General features: G+C 68.3%; 12 protein-coding genes. 5 read left to right on the top strand and 7 right to left on the bottom strand.

The window, feature by feature from the left end:
* Positions 1-122 precede the first annotated feature (122 nt).
* The 3 genes from J3S89_RS14925 (at position 123) to J3S89_RS14915 (ending at position 2653) form a co-directional block, all read left to right on the top strand.
* The gene (locus J3S89_RS14925) at positions 123-803 is read left to right on the top strand and encodes a Gfo/Idh/MocA family oxidoreductase (RefSeq protein ID WP_230489047.1); all 681 of its coding nucleotides are present in this window, start codon (positions 123-125) and stop codon (positions 801-803) included.
* Complete coding sequence (locus J3S89_RS14920; protein ID WP_217928462.1) at positions 800-1390, top strand: acyltransferase; 591 nt, start codon at positions 800-802, stop codon at positions 1388-1390. The genes J3S89_RS14925 and J3S89_RS14920 overlap by 4 nt, the downstream gene beginning before the upstream one ends.
* 111 nt (positions 1391-1501) lie before the next feature.
* The gene (locus J3S89_RS14915) at positions 1502-2653 is read left to right on the top strand and encodes a DegT/DnrJ/EryC1/StrS family aminotransferase (protein ID WP_217928460.1); all 1152 of its coding nucleotides are present in this window, start codon (positions 1502-1504) and stop codon (positions 2651-2653) included.
* A gap of 269 nt (positions 2654-2922) precedes the next feature.
* Here the strand turns inward: J3S89_RS14915 and J3S89_RS14910 are convergent, their stop codons facing one another.
* From J3S89_RS14910 to J3S89_RS23530, 5 genes are all read right to left on the bottom strand, one after another.
* A complete protein-coding gene (locus tag J3S89_RS14910; RefSeq protein ID WP_217928458.1) occupies positions 2923-4020 on the bottom strand; it encodes a hypothetical protein in 1098 nt (365 codons plus the stop codon).
* 9 nt (positions 4021-4029) lie between these two features.
* Positions 4030-4944, bottom strand: coding sequence for a methyltransferase domain-containing protein (locus J3S89_RS14905; protein WP_230489062.1), 915 nt, complete (start codon positions 4942-4944; stop codon positions 4030-4032).
* Between the two features lie 140 nt (positions 4945-5084).
* A complete protein-coding gene (locus J3S89_RS14900; protein ID WP_217928456.1) occupies positions 5085-5702 on the bottom strand; it encodes a PIG-L deacetylase family protein in 618 nt (205 codons plus the stop codon).
* A 52-nt stretch (positions 5703-5754) separates the two neighbouring features.
* A complete protein-coding gene (locus tag J3S89_RS14895) occupies positions 5755-6618 on the bottom strand; it encodes a UDP-3-O-(3-hydroxymyristoyl)glucosamine N-acyltransferase (RefSeq protein ID WP_217928455.1) in 864 nt (287 codons plus the stop codon).
* A 107-nt stretch (positions 6619-6725) separates the two neighbouring features.
* Positions 6726-10067, bottom strand: coding sequence for a glycosyltransferase (locus J3S89_RS23530; RefSeq protein WP_217928454.1), 3342 nt, complete (start codon positions 10065-10067; stop codon positions 6726-6728).
* A gap of 79 nt (positions 10068-10146) precedes the next feature.
* Here J3S89_RS23530 and J3S89_RS14885 point away from each other — a divergent pair, with 79 nt between their 5' ends.
* Together J3S89_RS14885 and J3S89_RS14880 are read left to right on the top strand one after the other, a co-directional pair.
* Complete coding sequence (locus J3S89_RS14885; protein ID WP_217928453.1) at positions 10147-11775, top strand: glycosyltransferase family A protein; 1629 nt, start codon at positions 10147-10149, stop codon at positions 11773-11775.
* A 599-nt stretch (positions 11776-12374) separates the two neighbouring features.
* Positions 12375-13418 (top strand): hypothetical protein, encoded by a 1044-nt coding sequence (locus tag J3S89_RS14880; protein ID WP_217928452.1) that lies wholly within the window; start codon positions 12375-12377, stop codon positions 13416-13418.
* A 138-nt stretch (positions 13419-13556) separates the two neighbouring features.
* Here the strand turns inward: J3S89_RS14880 and J3S89_RS14875 are convergent, their stop codons facing one another.
* Both J3S89_RS14875 and cckA read right to left on the bottom strand, forming a co-directional pair.
* A complete protein-coding gene (locus J3S89_RS14875) occupies positions 13557-15101 on the bottom strand; it encodes an ArnT family glycosyltransferase (protein ID WP_217928451.1) in 1545 nt (514 codons plus the stop codon).
* Positions 15098-17659, bottom strand: a complete 2562-nt coding sequence (gene cckA / locus J3S89_RS14870; protein ID WP_217928450.1) for a cell cycle histidine kinase CckA — start codon at positions 17657-17659, stop codon at positions 15098-15100. Before cckA ends, J3S89_RS14875 begins: the two co-directional genes overlap by 4 nt.
* Positions 17660-17704: the final 45 nt, after the last annotated feature.

The raw sequence follows: 17704 nt of genomic DNA, 5'->3' as shown, positions 1-17704 counted from the left end.
CTCGCGGGCGGGCGCGCGAAATCGCAAGGTTTTCGATCAGAACCCATCGAAACCCGGCAATCGCGAATACGCTCGGGAGTCAAATCACCGCGCCACGTCAATGGCTTGGTCGTTCTTCACGGGTGACTCGCTATGCCATGCGCGCCGGGGCCTGGGCGGTCTGCGAGAAGCCGCTGGTCCTCAATCCGTGGAACATCGACGGGCTCGCCGACATGGAGCGAGAGACCGGCCGAAAGGTCTTCACGATCCTGCAACTCCGGTTGCACCCGGTGATATTGGCGCTGCGCGAGCGTTGCGCCACCTCGCCGAAGCGCCATCAGGTCGACATCACCTACTGCACGTCGCGCGGCCCCTGGTATCACACGTCCTGGAAGGGCGATATTGCGAAGTCCGGTGGTGTCGCGACGAACATCGGCATCCATTTCTTCGATATGCTCTCGTTCGTCTTCGGCAAGGCCACGACCAACGTCGCGCACCTGCGTGAACCCGAGCGCGCCGCCGGCTTCCTCGCCTGCGAGAAGGCCGACGTGCGCTGGTTCCTGTCGGTCGATCGCAACGATCTGCCGGAATCCGTGCGCGGCCAGAAGACCAGCTTCCGCTCGATCCTCGTCGACGGCGAGGAGCTCGAGTTCACGGAAGGGTTCACCGATCTCCACACCCGGAGCTACGAGGAGATCCTCGCCGGCCGCGGGTTCGGCCTCGAGGAGGCGCGGCCGTCGATCGAGGTCGTCGCCGACTTCCGCAACGCCCCGATCGTCTCGAGCGCCGACGCCCATCCCTTCGCCAAGGGGTACATCCGATGAGTGAGATGCGGGAGGATCCGCGCTTCCCCGGCGTTCTGATCCACGTCTCCAGCTTCGTGGACCAGGGGGCCGAGATCGGGCCGGGCACCAAGATCTGGCACTTCACCCACATTCTCGCGGGCACGGTGATCGGGGCGAACTGTTCCATCGGTCAGAACTGCATGATCGGCCCGCAGGTCAAGGTCGGGGACGGCTGCAAGATTCAGAACAACGTCTCGCTCTACGACGGCGTGGAGCTCGGCGACGACGTGTTCTGCGGCCCGAGCTGCGTGTTCACCAACGTCAATACGCCGCGGGCGCACGTCAATCGCAAGAGCGAGTTCCGGCCGACCCCCGTCGGACGTGGCGCGACCATCGGCGCCAACGCCACCATCGTCTGTGGTCATTCGCTCGGCGCCTATGCCTTCATCGGCGCGGGCTCCGTCGTGACCAAGGACGTGGGTGACTTCGCCATGATGGTCGGAAATCCGGCGCGTCGGATCGGCTGGATGAGCCGGGCTGGCGAGCGGCTCGGGGCGGATCTCGTCTGCCCGCGTACCGGCGAGAAGTATCGCGAGCAGGGGAATTCGCTCGTGCTCGTGAGCTGATCGGTCGGGTCGCGAGGCCGTCGCGGCCGAGATCGTTCCCGTCGAGCGTCGCGACCACGATCGAAACGAATCTGCACTGATCGGTGACCGTTCGGTCCGTCGAGAGGCAACATGTCGGCATCAAAGAACGCGTCGATCCCGTTCATCGACCTCGCGGCGCAGCGTCGCCGCATCGGCCCCGCCATCGATGCCGCGCTGGTCGCCGTCGCCGAGGCGGGCCAGTACATCATGGGCCCCGAGGTCGCGAAGCTCGAGGCCGAGCTCGCCACCTTCTGTGGCGCGGCGCACGTGATCTCCTGCGCGAGCGGCACGGACGCACTGATCCTGTCGCTCATGGCGAAGGGTATCGGCAGCGGCGACGCCGTGCTCTGCCCGAGCTTCACCTTCGCGGCAACGGCGGAAGCGGTCGCCCTGGTGGGCGCGACGCCCGTGTTCGTCGACATCGAGGCCGACACCTTCGACATGTCGGCGACGAGCCTGCGAGAAGGCATTTCGACCGCGCGCGCGGCGGGACTGCGTCCGGTCGGCATCATCGTCGTGGACCTCTTCGGACAGCCCGCCGACTACGATGCGATCGAGGCGATCGCGGCCGAGAATGGTCTCTGGATCCTCGACGATGCCGCGCAGGCCTTCGGCGCCACCTACCGGGGACGCGCGATCGGGCGGATCGGGCAGATGACCGCCACGAGCTTCTTCCCGGCCAAGCCGTTGGGTTGCTATGGCGACGGCGGCGCGATCTTCACCGACGATGCCGATCTGGCGTCGATCCTTCGGTCGCTGCGCGTCCACGGTCAGGGAAGCGACAAGTACGACAACGTGCGCATCGGCCTCAGCGGCCGGCTCGACACGATGCAGGCGGCCGTCCTGCTCGAGAAGCTCAGAGTATTTCCCGAAGAAATCGTCGCGCGCGACCGGATCGCCGCGACCTACGGCGAGGGATTGGCGGGGGACGTGATCGTCCCGACCGTCATCGAGGGCGCGACGTCGGTGTGGGCGCAGTACACCATCCGGCTCCCCGCCGGAACGCGTGACACGGTCGCCGCCGCGCTCAAGGCGGTGGGGATTCCGACGGCGGTCTACTATCCCAAGCCTCTCCACCTCCAGACCGCCTACCGGCATTTCCCCGTGGCGGGGAACGGGCTTCCCGTCTCGGAGGGTGTCGCCGAGCAAGTGCTCAGCCTGCCGATGCATCCCTATCTGGATCTGCCCACGCAGACGCGCATCATCGACGAGGTGCGGGCCGCCGTGCGGGCGACGCGATAGGCGACCGTCGCATCGGCGGCGGCATCGGCCCTCGCGCGTCGTGACGGTCGGGGGAGCGCCATCCCCTTCGGAAACGGCGGCTGTCCGACCGGACGGACCCGTCCTCGCGACGAGCCCGGATCTCAGCCTCAGACGCACCGAGTTGCGGGTCGCGTCGGTCACCGGGTGGCCCGCCGCATCCCCCCCGAACGTACCCGATGTCGCAGGCCTTCACCGGATGAGAGACGCGGTTCGAAGGAGAGGCCCGACCACCGCCGCCGCGAGGCGGATCACGGCTCGAACACGAGCCAGAGCGCGAGGTCGGTCCAACTCCCGATGCGTGCCGCCGCTCGCGTGCAATGTCCGAGCGCCGTCGCAGATTCGTCCTTGAGCCAACACGAATACAGGGTGTGGTGGGTGGTGCATCGGGACAGGTCGCCTGCCCAATTTCGGCATTGGGCCTCGCGACAACGGCGGTCGTCGCACTCGATCCACTGATCCATGACGCGGACGGCATCGGCGATCGTGTCGCGGGACTGAAGAACGGTTCCGATGTCTCGAAGCCCCTTGGCGACGAGAGGAAGGTGATTTTCGGTGCGGGCCGACTCCACTGCGGGACGGGCCCGATACTGTGGATCGGCGACGCCGAGGTATCCCCTGTTGCCGTGACCGACCTCGAAATGCTCGCTCGCCGCGATGGCGCGCGCGCGGGCCGCGTAGCGTGCGTCGCCCGTCGCCTCGAACAACCACGCCATCCCCATCCCCATCGCGACGTTCATGTTGCGGATGAACCGCCCCTCGTCGTTGGGACTGTAGCTCGGCCAGTAGGTGAAGCAGCCGGGGCACGGCGTGTCCTTCGACCCGTACCGCCAGGATTCATCCACGGCGCGTTTCGCAAACTCCAGACTGCGCGTGTCGCCGGTGACGAGGAACGTCCGCGCCAGACAGGTCATGGCGAGCCCGGTCTGGTAGGTATACTCGGTCCCCACGGAGTTGCAGGTCGTCCGCCCCCAGGTGAGCCCCTTCCTCGTCCCCGGTCCGGCGCAACTGGCACCATCGGCGTCACGATTGACACCCCATCCCACCACGCCGTCCCCGTTCTCGTCGGCCCGGTCGATGATCGTGTGCGCTATGGCGAGCGCCTTCTTGCGCGCGGGCTCGCCGAAGGACGGCGCGAGCGCGACGGCGAGCAGGCAGGACTGGGCGAGACCGTTGATCGAGGCACGCGTATCGACGGTCTGCTCGAGCCGGCGCCCGGCGACGACGGCGAGATCACTCCGGAGCTCTTCGACGCTGCGAGGATCGCCGACGGCGGGGCCCACGTATCCCGTCGACGCCACCATGGCGGAGATCGCGAGGGCCGAGAGAAGACCGTGTCCGAGCCGCATCGTTCGCGCCTATTGCTCCCCTCCCGAACCCACCAGCAGGCCGGAAAAGACGTGGATGGCACTCTTTTCGGACAAATCTATCGTCTCGACGACGATTTCCTTCACGAGGGGCGCATAGCGCTCGCGCACCTGATCCGCGGACTGAAAATAGCGCACGTGCCCGAACGAATCGAAATTCGGCACCGATGCGACGAGATACGCGTCGGCCGGCAGGCGCTCCAGGACGCCGAGATCGTCCTCGACGTGTTCGAGGAATTCGGTGGCGATCACCGTGTCGAAGCGGCCGGTCAGGGGCTTGCGCCAACCGACGATGTTGGATCGCTTGAACGTGGCCTCGAGCCCCCGAGACTGCGCGAGCTCGATCGCCTCGGAGCTGAAGTCGAAACCCACGTAACGGACGGGGAGATGGCCGAGAAGGAACTCGGCGAGCTGTCCCGGACCACACCCGAGATCGACGATCGACCGCGTGCCGCGTGCCCGCAGGAGCGCGACGATGCGCTCCCAGACCGGCAAGTACACACTCGCCTCGTGGGAGATCCGATAGGCTTCTTTGATCTTGAAGACCGCATCGTAGTAGGCGGCGCTCAACTCGAGACTACGATCTCCGGGGGCCGCCTGCCTCACGCGCGATCGCAGCTCGTCGATGGCGATGCGCCACGCGGTCACGTCCGGCTTCAGACGATCCGCCGTGAGATAGCTCTCCAACGCCGCGTCGTCATGGCCCGCCCGCATCTGAATGCGACCGAACTGAGCCCACCAGGACGGGACGCCCGGCTCGAGTTCGACCGCCCTGCCCCATTGGCGCAGAGCCTCGTCGAGATCGCCGGAATTCCCCGCCGAAACGGCGAGACGCGCCGCCGCGTCCGCGGATTCGATCGAGTCCTCCAGGGGAGCGGAAGGGCGCAGACTTCCGGTGTTCGACACCTTGTTCAACCAGCACTCCTTCCGGCGCACCCGACCCGAGCGGGAAGGCTACCCTCGTTTCCTCACGGCGGCAAACGACACGAGGGCTCGGGTGGCCGCCACCCGGGCCGGTGAAACGGGGCTCGGATCGCCCCCATCCCTCAGATGACGGATCGGAGCACCTCGAACGCCTCGGCGTAGGGGGCCTTGATCTGCACGCCGCGCACCGCGGCGAGGCCGACCATGACTTCGTCCTGGAAGTAGGGTCGCGCCAATTCCATTTGCGATTCGTAGCAGCGCAGTGCGCTCATCTTCCGATCGACATGCCGGCGCTCCAGCCTCATGAAGCCGATCGTCTCGGTCACCATGTGGTTCCACGGCAGTTCGTAACCCCAGATCGAGCACTCTCGGAAGGCTCTCAGCGCCTCCCTGTGCACGGTCGAGTGATCCTGATGCACGTCGTGGCTCGACGGAATCATCAGCATGTTCGGCCGAACCTGATTTCGCAGGCCGATGATGGTGTCCAGGATCGCCTGCCGGTTCTCCGAGAAGAGCCGCACCGGAAAGTGATGCTGATAGATGTTCGAGCTCGCGACACCCAGCTCGGCGAGCGCCGTGCGCATCTCGCGTTCGAGCCGGTCTTTCGGCGACCCGGGAGGAAGCGACTGTTCCGCATTCGAGAACGCCGCGACGTGGATGTCCCACCCCTCCTCGGCGAGCCGCGCGATCGAGCCGCCACAACCGAGCTCCGCGTCGTCCGTGTGCGGGGCGAGTACCAACAGCGCTCTACTCACGACATCCTCTCCGATTTGCACCGAGCCTCATGAGGCCTCAATCCTTCTCCGCCAACTGCCGCAGCCGCGCTCTCTGGCTCTGAAACTCGCGCTGGTCGACGGCCGGCGACCCCATGACGGTCTGCTCTGCGGCCACGTCCTTCACGACGAGCGCCTGCAACCCGACGGTGGCGTGCGCGCCGACGCGGCGTTGGTTCATGACGCAGGCGGACGGAGCGATCCAACTGTGGTCCCCCAAGACCACGCTTCCGCCGATCATGCTCTGCGCGATGACGACCGCCGAGCAACCGACGTCGACGTTGTGTGAAATGTGCACCTGATTGTCGATCTTCGCGCCACGTCGCAAGATCGTGTCACCGAGCGTCCCGCGATCGATGGACGTGTTCGAGCCGATCTCGACGTCGCTCTCGATGACGACACCGCCGATGTGCGGAAACTTCTCGAGCTCACCCTCTTCGTTGCGCTCGTACCCGAACCCGTCCGCCCCGATCACCGTCCCGGCGTGCACGACGACACGCTCGGCGATGTGGACGCCCCGGTAGACGGTGACATGGGGGTAGAGCACCGAGCCGGCCCCGATCGAGCAATCCGGGCCGACGACGCAGAACGCGCCGATGCTGGCGGTGGAATCGATGCGCGCGGACGGGTCGACGACCGCCGTGGCGTGGACGCCGGCGGGCGGCGCGGGCGGCGCGAAGAACTTCTCGACCGAGCGAATGAACGTGAGCCGTGGATTGTCGGTCACGAGCAGCGTGAGACGAGACGCGTCCACCGTCGCCAGAACCGGGTCGTCGAGACAGATGAGGGTCACGCCCGACAGACGGGCGAGGTCGCGCGCGAGAGCCTCGCCCTCGCGCCGGCTGAAGGTCAGAACACCGTCGGTGGCGTCGTTGAGCGACACCGCTCGCGTCACGCTCCTTGCGGGATCGCCGACCAGACGAACGTTCGCGCCGAGCGAGGCGAGCAGGTCCCCTGCCGTCAGGGAGTTCGAGGATCGCATGGGGCGGCCTATTCGTCTGCCGAGGGCTGGGGGGACGTCAATTCGTCGTAGATTCGGTAGAGACGCGCAATCTGCTCCTCCCACGTGACCTTCAGAATAAAGTCGATACGTGAGTTGATGGCCTGCTTGTAGCGCTCGGGATTGGCCATCACCGAGGCGATCGCCTTGGACAGGCTCTCCGCATTGCCCGCCTCGAAGACTTCGCCGATCGGCCATTCCGTCATGAAGCGACGCATCGCGTCGGTGTCGGAGCTGACGACGGGAACACCGGCGAGAATGTAGTCGAAGAGCTTGTTGGCCAGACCGACGTCCGCGTTTCCGTACCTGTCGGGCGTGATGAGCCCCAGGTCGACGTCGGCGATGAAGCCGACGACCTCGTCGTGAGGGAGGAACGGATGATAGAGAACGCGGTCGGCCACACCGAGCTGAAGGGCGAGCTTCTCGATCTTGTCGGTCGTCGCGTTCTTCGACTCGGTGATGAGCAACAGCACCGCATTCGGAAAGCGCGGCAGCGCCACGATCGCGTTCTCGACGCCACGCCCCTTCGTGACCGTCCCCGAGTGAACCATCAGGTACTTGCCCGTCAGCCCCATCTTCGCCTTCACCGACTCTCCCCGGTACTTGTACCGAGAGGAGAGCAGGTTCGTGTTGTAGATGACCGAAGGCAGACGCGGGAGATCGTAGGCTTCCTGCAGTCGCGCGGCGAGTTCCTCGCTCACCGTGCACATGTGATCGACGTCGCGAATGAACATCTCTTCCCATGCGGCACCCGCCGCCTGCAGACCGGGGTCGATGATGTCGTATTGGCGAATGAACTCGTGCGCGTCGTGAATCCACCAGAAGTCCCGGCGGCGGCCGCATTTCGCGAGGGCGACGCCGCCGACCAGCATGCCGTGATAGTCGTGTGAATGCAGCACCAGACCCGGCTTGCTCGGGATCTGCTCGAGTATCGATCCGACGCAGAGGCCCATGCAGGCGAGCCACAATTCGTGGCGAGGCGCGCGGGCCGCCGTCGGCAGCTTACGAGCCCGCATCGCGATGTTGATCGGCCGATTCATGTTGGGAACGAGGATCAACGGCGTGCCGTCGTCCAGGCTCTTCAGCGTATAGGTCAGCGGACCGTCGTTCGCCTGCAGCCCGATCGCGAGGAGCCGTCGGCCGAAGCCGGAGACAGCCGAGGCGGTCTTGACCACGCGGGGATCGTTGGTGAAGCCGTTGACGACGAACATCACGGTGTCGAAGGATCGATCCCGCAGCAGCGCCATGACCTCGCTCGGCGCGGGAGGAAACTCGACGTCGAGCAGGACGGAGCCGATGTCCTTGGCCGCGACGAGCGGCAGCGATTCGACGATGTCGGCGTCGAGCCTGCCGCTCAGGAGGCGATGCCCGTCGAGGTCGCTCGCGTCGGCCGTCTCGCCCGCCTCGTCCGCCTCGTCCGCGACCGGCTCCGGCTCGACCGGCGGCACGCGGGGCGCCGGCAGCACGGACCCGGCGTCACCGACCTCCCGATACCACTGCTCCGCCCAGCTCTCGCCGGCGCGGACGCGGGGCGTCCGAGACAACGCATAGGTCTGCATGACCGACGTCGCCGTCTCCACCTCGGCGACGCTGAGATCGTCGACCTCTCCGGCGAAGCGCGTCATCCACGCGATCGACGCGGCATGGAGGGAGGGAACCGTCGTACCGCCCGCCCGGGGAACACCGGCGACGTCGTGCCTCCAGCGGACGGCGTGGCGAACCGGACTGCCTCGGAGGGCCGCGCCTCCGACGAAGAGGCCGGTATGGCCACGCGTGAGCAAGATCACGGTGCGGCGTTCGGCGAGGGCGCCGATCACGGGACCGAGGCAACTCGCCAGGGTCACGAGCCGGCACTCCAGCCGAGCCGCGCCGTCGGCCGCGCCGAGGACCTGCGCGCCGAGAGCTCGCGTGAGCGCGCGATTCATGTCGGGCAGCAGCAGAACCCCGACGTCTTCGAGCCCCTCGATCCCGCTGGCCTCGACGAAGTCGTAAGCGTCCGATCGGTCGTTCGGCTGCACGCCGACGGCCAGCACCCTGCGCCCCGACCGACTCGCCTCCGAGGCGATACGGACGGCCGCCGCGTTCGTCCGGACGGCGCCGGGGACGAACACGACGGTATCGAATGCGCCGGCCGCCAACCGGCTCCGCACGTCGCTCGGCAGGTCGGGAGGGGCGAGGCCGCGCAGCTCGTCACGGAGGCCGCGCGCCGCGGTCAGCGGCAGATCGTCGATCGCGGCGAAGCCGCGCGCCGGGACCTGCGGCCGATGCTCGGCCGGGCTCGACGCCGGCGCCTCGGGAGGAACGGCGCTCGGAGCCTCGCTCGGCGCGACGATCGGACCGTCATCGATCCGGGGGCGCGGAAACAGCTGAATCTCGTGGATCTCGGCCGTGGACGCGGCCCGGCTCGTGGGCTCCGTCTCGGATACGGATGCGGCCCGCCCTCTCGCGGCCTCGACGGTCGCCGCGAGATCGCCGACCAGATCGACACCGAGGGCACGCCCCAACTCTCGCAGTTCGGCGACGACTTCGGCGGCGGCGTCGACGTCGGTCGATGCGAGCCGAGCCGTCCCCTTTCTGAGCTCTTCGATGACGACGCTGCCGGCCAGACGCTCCGTATGCTTGTTGAAGCCGTCGGATTCGCGCTGCTCGAGGCGTCGCGCGCGGTCCAATTGGAGCGAGATCTTCTCGTCGAGCCGAAGGTCCAGAGCCTCCTCGAAATAGGTGATGGCGTGGCGATGCTCTCCGAGCCCGGCATAGCAACTCCCCAGCCGCTTGCAGGCCTCGAAGTGCGCCGTGTCGAAGCCTCTCGAGAGATAGTGGTTCCAGACGCGGGCGCCATAGCTCCACATCCGCCCGTTCACGGCCGCCCGACCGAGCGCGATCAATTCCTCGCGCGAGAGGTCTTCGAGCGCGTCCGGATGACTGGAGCCCGAGCGTCGCGCCCGCAACGTCTCGACCGCACTCTCGTGCCGGGAGGCGAATTCCTCACTCAGGTGCCGCCGGATCACCGGCAGATGCGCACTCGCGACCTCGAGATCACCGCACCGGGCCGCGCAGTCGGCGATGAAGAGCTTCGCCAGCACAGGATAGCGCCCCGCCTCCGCGAGATCCCCCCACGACTGGACGGCCCGATTCCATCGAGCGCAGGAAAGGTCCGCGACGGCAATTTGCAGTCCTTCGTCGACGGTGTGTGACGTGAGTGCCGATCTGACCATTAGCGCTTCGCTCATCGTGCCAACTTCCCGCGACCTATCGACTGGTTCCAGTACGTCTGAGAAGGCGTTCGCTCCGTCCAGGGACGACGAGACCTCATGGTCATGGCATGCGCGCACCTACTCTGCGTCGAGACTGCGAGACACGGCGCGTTCCGTATACAACCTTTGATTTCGCGCCGCCCCACCACTCGGTCACATGATCCGCATCGAATGCTCGTGGTCCCCTGAACGATGGAAAGGGCCACGCCGAGAGATGGCAAGATCGACAATGTACCACTACCGAGCCGCCCTAGCTTATTACGCGGCTCTTCAACTGGCGTCCAGATGGCCAGACGTGGCTCACTGGGCTAAAAGTCGCACGGCGGGAGTTGCTGCGATGGCGCGACGACGGCCTCCTTCCGGAGACAGTTCGGAGCGGATGGGCTGCGCGGACCGGCGAGAGAGGCAGGGAATGCGACTGGCAGTTGTGATTGCGACGCAGGATCGACCGCAATTCCTTCGGTCGTGTCTGGAGAGCGTCCGCGCGCAGACCTATCCGGCGGCGCAAGTCGTCGTCGTCGACGACGGCGACGATCCCGACACCGCGGCGATCTGCGGCGCGATCATTCCCGAGACGATCGTCGTCCGGTCAGGGCGATCCGGCATCGCGGTCGCCAACAATCTCGGCCTCGATCAGGTGACGGCCGATGCCGTCGTTCCCATGGGCGACGACGACCTCATGCTTCCCGATCGTCTGGCGAACCACGCCCGGGTGCTGAAGGCGGGCGCCGACGTCGCCACGTCCGGCTGGATCAACTTTTCCGTGGAGGCCGGGCAGCTCGAGTTCGTGACGGCGCACCCCGCCCCGACGCTCACCGCGCTCCTGCGCGAGAGCACGGTGATCGGACAGGGCGCGGCCGCCTATTCCAGTCGCCAGATCCTGCGGCATCGATACGATTCCCGGTTGTCGATGGGGTGCGACATGGACCTCAACGCACGACTTCTCGCCGCCGGCGCGAAATTCGTGCACTCCGAGACCTTCACGGTCCTGCGCCGGCTCCACCTCGGAAGCGTGACGACCCGCTTCGCCGGCATCCAGCGCTCGGTCAAGGACGACCTGCGCCGCAGATACGGCATCGTGCCCGAAGGCGAGGAGGCATCCGAGACCGGCGCCACGCCACCGGCCGAGACGAACCGCCGTGTCTCCATCGATTGGGCGACGGCTCTGCCCGCGATCACCGCCACCGGGATCGATCCGGACCGCCTGAACTTCGGTCGCACCGCCCGCACCCTGGGCGAGGCGGCCGCATCGATCGCGCATTTCGCGGACGACGCGCTGATCGACCTGCTTCCTCACGGGCCGGGACGCATCGGCGCCGCGCTCGTCTGTTTCGACGACCCGCGCACGCTTCCCTCCCTCCGCTTTCGCGAGCGGTTGCTGGCCGTGCCGAGGGTCTCCGGAGGCACGCCCGTGCCGCCGCCCACCTCTCTCGCCGAATGGGAAACGAGCCTGGGCCTCAACGGCGACGGCGGCCGTCTCGTCGTCGACGTGGAGCGCATGACCGCCGGTGCCGTGGTGAGGCTCGCGGCGAGCCTCGCGGAGATCAGCCCGCAATGGCGCTTCATCGGCGGCAGCGCCGCGATCGACGCGGCCTTCGGGCGCCCGGTCGCCGTGGCCGCGATTTCGACCCGGTTCACCAATCGCGACCGGCTCGACGCGGCGGGACGACGCGCGCTCGAGGCGATTTCCGACGCTCGCGGCGACGGCCGCCCCCGGGCCTCGGCACGGCTGCGCGCGATCCAGAGAACCGAGGATCGGATCACCGCGCTCGAATTCCGGACGTGACCGAGGACGATCGGGCGGGTCCGGCCGCGAGAGCCACGACTGCCGGTCTCGGAAACGACGCCTACCCGCTTCAGGACCTGCCCGCCTCCCGCCCCACGAAGGGCTCGACGACCCGACGGGGGCCGTGATAGCGCTGTCTCCTGGGCGACGAAGCCGGGGATCGCACATGATCGTCGTCGATGACGGACCTGCTCGGGGGGACGCTGGAAGCCATGGTTCGTGAACGCGAGACCGATGACGTGGCAGAGCGTTTCGTCCGAGGTTCGGACGTACCACCGCGTGGGTCGCCCATCGGCGGCGCGACCCCGTCGCCGGCGCCTCGGCATCCGCGCCGTGGCGCCTCCGAACCGCCCCCCTTCCCCCCCGAGGAGATCGCCGAAGGCCCCTTCCCGACGGATCCCATCCCCGCGCGAGACGCCGTTCGGCGGCGGCAGGCGGACGCCCTCAAGCCCCCCGGAGCAATGCGGCCAGGATCGCCCATCGCCGGACCGGCGCGGCGAGATGAAATTTATGCAATTTACGAGACGTCACACGCCCATTGATCGACGTCGAGCCGAAGGTGAATTCTCATGATCGACAGATCCAAAGTCATTGAAGCCTTGTATCGATGCACGACGCAGGAGTGGTTGAAGGCCAACGAATTGTGGTCGGAGATGAGCGACGTCGGCGCCGATCCGCTGCTGCGCTTCTTCGTGCTGCAGACGGCGGTGCGCGTCGGAGACGGCGCGACGGCGAAGGCGATGGCGGACGGATTGAGCCCCGCGCTGATGCAGTACAAGTTCGTCGCGCAGATCGCGGCCGACGCGGCGGCGTTGAGCGAACTGCAATCGACCGGGATCGAAGAGGTCGAGGGCGACCAGCGCCTCCTCGGACGCAGACTGATGGAGAAGTCGTTCTTTCTCCGGGCTCTCGATGTCTGGTCCGAACTCACGGATCCCGCCTTCGCGGCGGAGCGCGACCTGCGCTTGGCCAAGATCCTCTACCGCCTCGGTGAATACGAGAGCGCCGCGCAACATGTCGAGGCACGCACGGGTGGCCGTTACGCCGATCGTGTCGAATATCTCCGTCAGCCCTGCGAGGCGAGCATTCAACGGCTCAAGCGGCTCGGACTGCGGCCGATGAGTTTCGTCGCCCATCCCCTGATGCGGGAGCTTCGGACTACCTTCACCGAAGGAGAGCCGACGGCCGCCGCCGCCACGCTCGCCCTCTGTCTCGGCGCCGTCACCGGCGACTGGTCCGATTTCCTGCAAGTGCTGCGTCGGGCGCATCTCGCCGGTTCGGAGACGATCCTCGAAGACCTCGGCGACGCGCAGGCCGACGACCTGGCCGACTGCATCCACTCGCCGCAATTCGCGGCGGCGGCTTCCCCGGCGCTCACCGACCACTTGGCGAAATGCTGCATCCAACGGGGCTTCTACCCGCTCGTCGACATGATCATCGACGACGTCGGCGAAGATGAAGCGCCGGCCGAGCCCGCGCAGGAAGCCCCCGTCTCGCCCGAGACGCAGGTCGCTCCCGTCGCGCCCCCGCCCCCAGCGGAAGATCATCCGGCTCCGCCCGTCCCCAGCGAGCCGGCCGAGCGCCCGGCCCCGAAGAAGCGCGCGGCGCGATCGACGACCAAGCGAAGCGCCGGCAAGGCCTGACCCGGCCGACGGCCGCGGAGAGAGGAGCCCGGGCCGCCGGTCGGGGCAGCGGCGGCTCGCCTTTCGGCCGGCCGCATCGCGTGACCGACGCCCCCCCTCCGCCGACGAGACCATCCGTCGCGCCCCGCGGCCTCTCCCTCAGAGGGCCGGCGCGACCCGCTCGTAGACGGCGTAGGCGTCCCAGCGCCCGCGACCGACGCCGAGCGGCCGATAGCGCTCGGCGAGCGCGGCGGCGAGTTCGGCGTGCCGATCGGCGCGCTCGCACACCATCGCGCGCTCGGGCGAGGCCGTCACCACGAAGCGCGGCGTGGTCGCGAGCACCCGCGCCAGCGGATCCTCGTCGGGCGCCGGGAAGTCGCACATCATGTGCAGCGGGTCGACGTAGCGCCACGGCGGGAACAGCCCGACCTCGACGGTGAGCGGCAGCCCCCGCAACGGCACCAGCACGAGATCGCCGGGAACCGGCCCGGCCCGACGCACGATCGCCGCCGCCGCACGAACGGCCTCCATGTCGGCGGCGTCGGAGGCGAGCGGCATCGGCAGCACCAAGGGCGGGACGAAGGCGAAGGCGGTGGCGATCGCCGCCCCGGCGCGTCGCCCGGCGTGCGTCGCCGCCTCGAGGCCGTGGCAGACGAGGACGCCCGCCGCCAACACCATCGGCGCGATCGCCGCATGCATGTAGTTGTCGTACATCGCCTTGACGGCGAGAACCCCGGCGATCGCCGCGACGAACCAGATCACCGTCGTCGAAAACCAGAGACCCGGGATCCGCGCGGCGATCGCCCCCCGCCGCATCCAGGCGAGGAGCGCGAGGCTCGCCAGCCCGACGAAGGGCTTCAGGAGCGCCGGCAGCCGCGTCACCGCGTCGAGCATCGTCAGCCGCACCACGTCGGTCGACCCGGGGGCGACCATCACGTCGCCCTTCAGCCGCCCGACGGCGCCGATCACCGCGCCGTCGAAGGCGACGCCGAGGAGACCGTGATGGGCGAAATAGAGCGCGAACAGCGCCGGCACCACCAGCGCCCCGGCCCCGATCGCCGTCGTCGCGCCGATGAGCGCGCGGACGAGCGGGACCCCGTCGCGCCGCCCGACGCCCGCCAGCACCACCAGCGCGATCGCCTCGAACAGCGCCGTCTGCTTGATCATCCCCGCCGCGCCGATCGCCAGCCCCGCGAGGACCAGCCGCCCGATCCCCGCCCCGCCGCGCGCCTCGAGCACCGCCCAGAAGGCGAGCACCACGAAGGGCGCCTGGATCAGGATGGTCGGCAGGATGTCGCCGGAGGCGAAGAGCGTCACCACCGGATAGACCGCGAGCGCCCACCACGCCACCGGCCGCGACACGTGGCGCGCCGCGAGCCCGTGGAGCGCCGCCGCCCCCGCCGCCACCGCGACGATCTCCAGCGCCTTGATCGAGGCGATCGTCGGCCCGAACAGGAGCTGCGCCGCCGCCACCAGCAGGAAGAGACCCGGCGGCTTGACGTCGTAACCATGGGCATAGGGCAGGAGACCGGCGAGCCAATTGCGCCCGACGATGACGAAGAAGGCCTCGTCCTCGCCGACGGCACGCGCGAAGACGAGACGGATCGCCGCCGTCAGCACCAGCGCGACAGCGATCACCACGACGGCCCGCGCGGCCGGGCCGAGATCGAGGCGCGCGCGAGGACCCTCGACCGGCCCGTTCACCGCCCGAGCGCGTCCTTCACCGCCGTCGCCAGGGCCTTCAGCGTGAAGGGCTTGGGCAGGAAGGAGAAGCTCTCGCCCTCGGGCAGGTTCTTGGCGAAGGCGTCCTCGGCATAGCCGGAGACGAAGATGATCTTCAGATCCGGTCGCGCCTTGCGCAGCTCGCGCAGCAGCGACGGCCCGTCCATCTCCGGCATCACCACGTCGGAGACGACGAGATCGATCGCCCCGCCGGTCTCCTCCATCACCTGGAGCGCCTCGGTGCCGGTGCCGGCCTCGTGCACGGTGTAGCCGCGCGAGGCGAGCGCGCGGCTGGCGAAGGCGCGCACCGCCTCCTCGTCCTCGACGAGGAGGATCGTCGCCGAGCCGGTCAGATCGGCGCCCGCCGCCTGCGGCTGCTCCGCCTTGCTGCTCTCGGCCGCCTTGGCGGCTTCCGCCGCGGTCTCGACGTGGCGCGGCAGCAGGATGTGGAAGGTGGTGCCCCTGCCCATCTCCGAGGAGCAATAGACGAAACCGCCGGTCTGCTTGACGATGCCGTAGACGGTCGAGAGGCCGAGGCCGGTACCCTGCCCCACCGGCTTGGTGGTGAAGAACGGCTCGAAGATGTTCTCGATGATCTCCGGCGGAATGCCGGTGCCGGTGTCGCTCACCTCGATCAGCACATAGTCCGCCGCCGGCATGCCGGGCGTCTTGTAGGGCAGCTTCTCGTCGGCGCCGACGTTGCGCGTGGCGATCGTCACCCGGCCGCCGTTCGGCATGGCGTCGCGCGCGTTGACCGCCAGATTGACGATCACCTGCTCGAGCTGGCTCGTGTCGGCGCGGATCGGCCACAGATCGCGACCGTGCACCACCTCGAGCCCGACCTTCTCGCCGAGGAGCCGACCGAGCAGCATGTGCAGGTCCGCCAGCGTGTCGCCGAACTGGATCACCTCCGGCCGGAGCGTCTGGCGCCGCGAGAACGCCAGCAGCTGGCGCACCAGCGCCGCCGCCCGGTTGGCGTTCTGCTTGATGTTCATGATGTCTTGGAACGACGGATCGGTCGGCCGATGGCTGGCGAGCAGGAGATCGGAGAAGCCGATGATCGCGGTGAGGACGTTGTTGAAGTCGTGGGCGATGCCGCCGGCGAGCTGACCGATCGCCTGCATCTTCTGCGACTGGGCGAAGCGCTGCTCGAGCTCCTGCTGCTCGGTGGTCTCGAGCGCGTAGACGATCGCCGCCTCGCCGTCGCCGGTGCCCTCCTCGACCGAGGAGACGAAGAAGCGCGCCGAGCGCTTCTTGACCGAATCGTCGATCAGTTGCGCGTCGACCGGCTCGATGTCGCCCTGCCCCGCCAGCGCCGCGGCCAGCGCCTCGGCGAGCTTCGGCCGGTCGGTCGGGATCACCGTGTCGATCAGGCTGCCGCGCACGCCGTTGGCGTCCTCGCGCACCATGCCGCCGAAGAGTTCCAGGAACGAGGCGTTGGTCTGGCCGATGGCGCCGTCGCGGCCGAGCGCGGCGATGGCGATCGGCGTGTTGTTGAAGAAGCGCTGGAAGCGCACTTCCGCCGCCCGCAGGGCCTCGGAGGCGTCCTCGCCGGAGGAACGGTTGATCACCAGCGTCCGGCTGTCGCCCGGCTTGCCGCCGGGGCCCATCGGCACCTTGTGGAGAAGGCGCACCGGCAGCGACTGGCCGTTGCGCTTGACGAGATCGAGGTCGAGCACCCGGGTGCGCCCGTCCGCCGCCGCATCGAGGATCAGCGCCATGCCCTGGCCCTGGACGATGTCCTTGAGCCGGATCGCCCCCGCCTCGAACTTGGCGAGGTCCCAGCCGAGCCAATCGGCGAGCGTCGCGTTGAGATAGGTCAGCCGCCCGCCGGCATCGGCGGAGAAGAACCCGGCCGGGGCGTGATCGAGGAAGGTGACGACCTGCTGCAACTCCTGGAAGCTCGATTCCTGGCGCTCGCGCTCGCGCGTCACGTCGACGATGCGCCACGAGGTGAGCCGGTCGCCGCCTTCTCGGTCGCTCGCCGAGGCGAGCGGGTCGACGCGGATGTGATACCAGCGCGCGCCGCCCTCCTCGCTGCCGATCGGCGTGCGGGTCCGCAGCTCCGTCTCGGCCGTGACGCGCCCGCGCACCGACTCGCAGAGACGGAACATCTCCTCGCCGACTTCGGGATTGGCGGCGAAGATCCGCTCGATGGTCCTGAGATCGTTGGCGGTTTCCGCCCGGGTCAGCGCCGCGTAGGCGGGATTGGTGTAGATGATGCGGCCCTGATCGTCGGTGACGACCACGCCCTCCGGAAAGCCGTCGAGGAACACGCCCGAGAGCGTCGGCCCCTGCGGCTTGGCGCCGAAACGGACAAGACCGATCGCGCCGGCGAAGAGCGCGAAGACGCCGACCACCGCCAGAAGGCCGAGAATCACCTGGACGTAGGGGGCCGCCTCCTCCGGCTTCACCACCGCCAGCACGGCGGCGGCGGCCACGAAGGAGAGCGCCAGAGCCACCAGCAGCCCGATGCTGCCGGAGCGCGCTCCCCGGTCGATCACCGGCGCCCGACCCTGATTGACGTCGTCCTGTTCCATCTCGTCCGATCCCGTGCCCGCGGGCACGCCAGGGGCACCGAATCC

The sequence above is a fragment of the Pinisolibacter aquiterrae genome, from assembly GCF_019160155.1.
GTDB classification, from domain to species: domain Bacteria; phylum Pseudomonadota; class Alphaproteobacteria; order Rhizobiales; family Ancalomicrobiaceae; genus Pinisolibacter; species Pinisolibacter aquiterrae.
Note: the sequence above shows the minus strand (reverse complement) of the source record. Positions and strands in the feature narration are given on the sequence as shown.

Coding starts and splice junctions, on each gene's coding strand:
- J3S89_RS14920 (WP_217928462.1), top strand. CDS start 800: ATGAGTGAGATGCGGGAGGATCCGCGCTTCCCCGGCGTTCTGATCCAC.
- J3S89_RS14915 (WP_217928460.1), top strand. CDS start 1,502: ATGTCGGCATCAAAGAACGCGTCGATCCCGTTCATCGACCTCGCGGCG.
- J3S89_RS14910 (WP_217928458.1), bottom strand. CDS start 4,020: ATGCGGCTCGGACACGGTCTTCTCTCGGCCCTCGCGATCTCCGCCATG.
- J3S89_RS14885 (WP_217928453.1), top strand. CDS start 10,147: ATGATCCGCATCGAATGCTCGTGGTCCCCTGAACGATGGAAAGGGCCA.
- cckA (WP_217928450.1), bottom strand. CDS start 17,659: ATGGAACAGGACGACGTCAATCAGGGTCGGGCGCCGGTGATCGACCGG.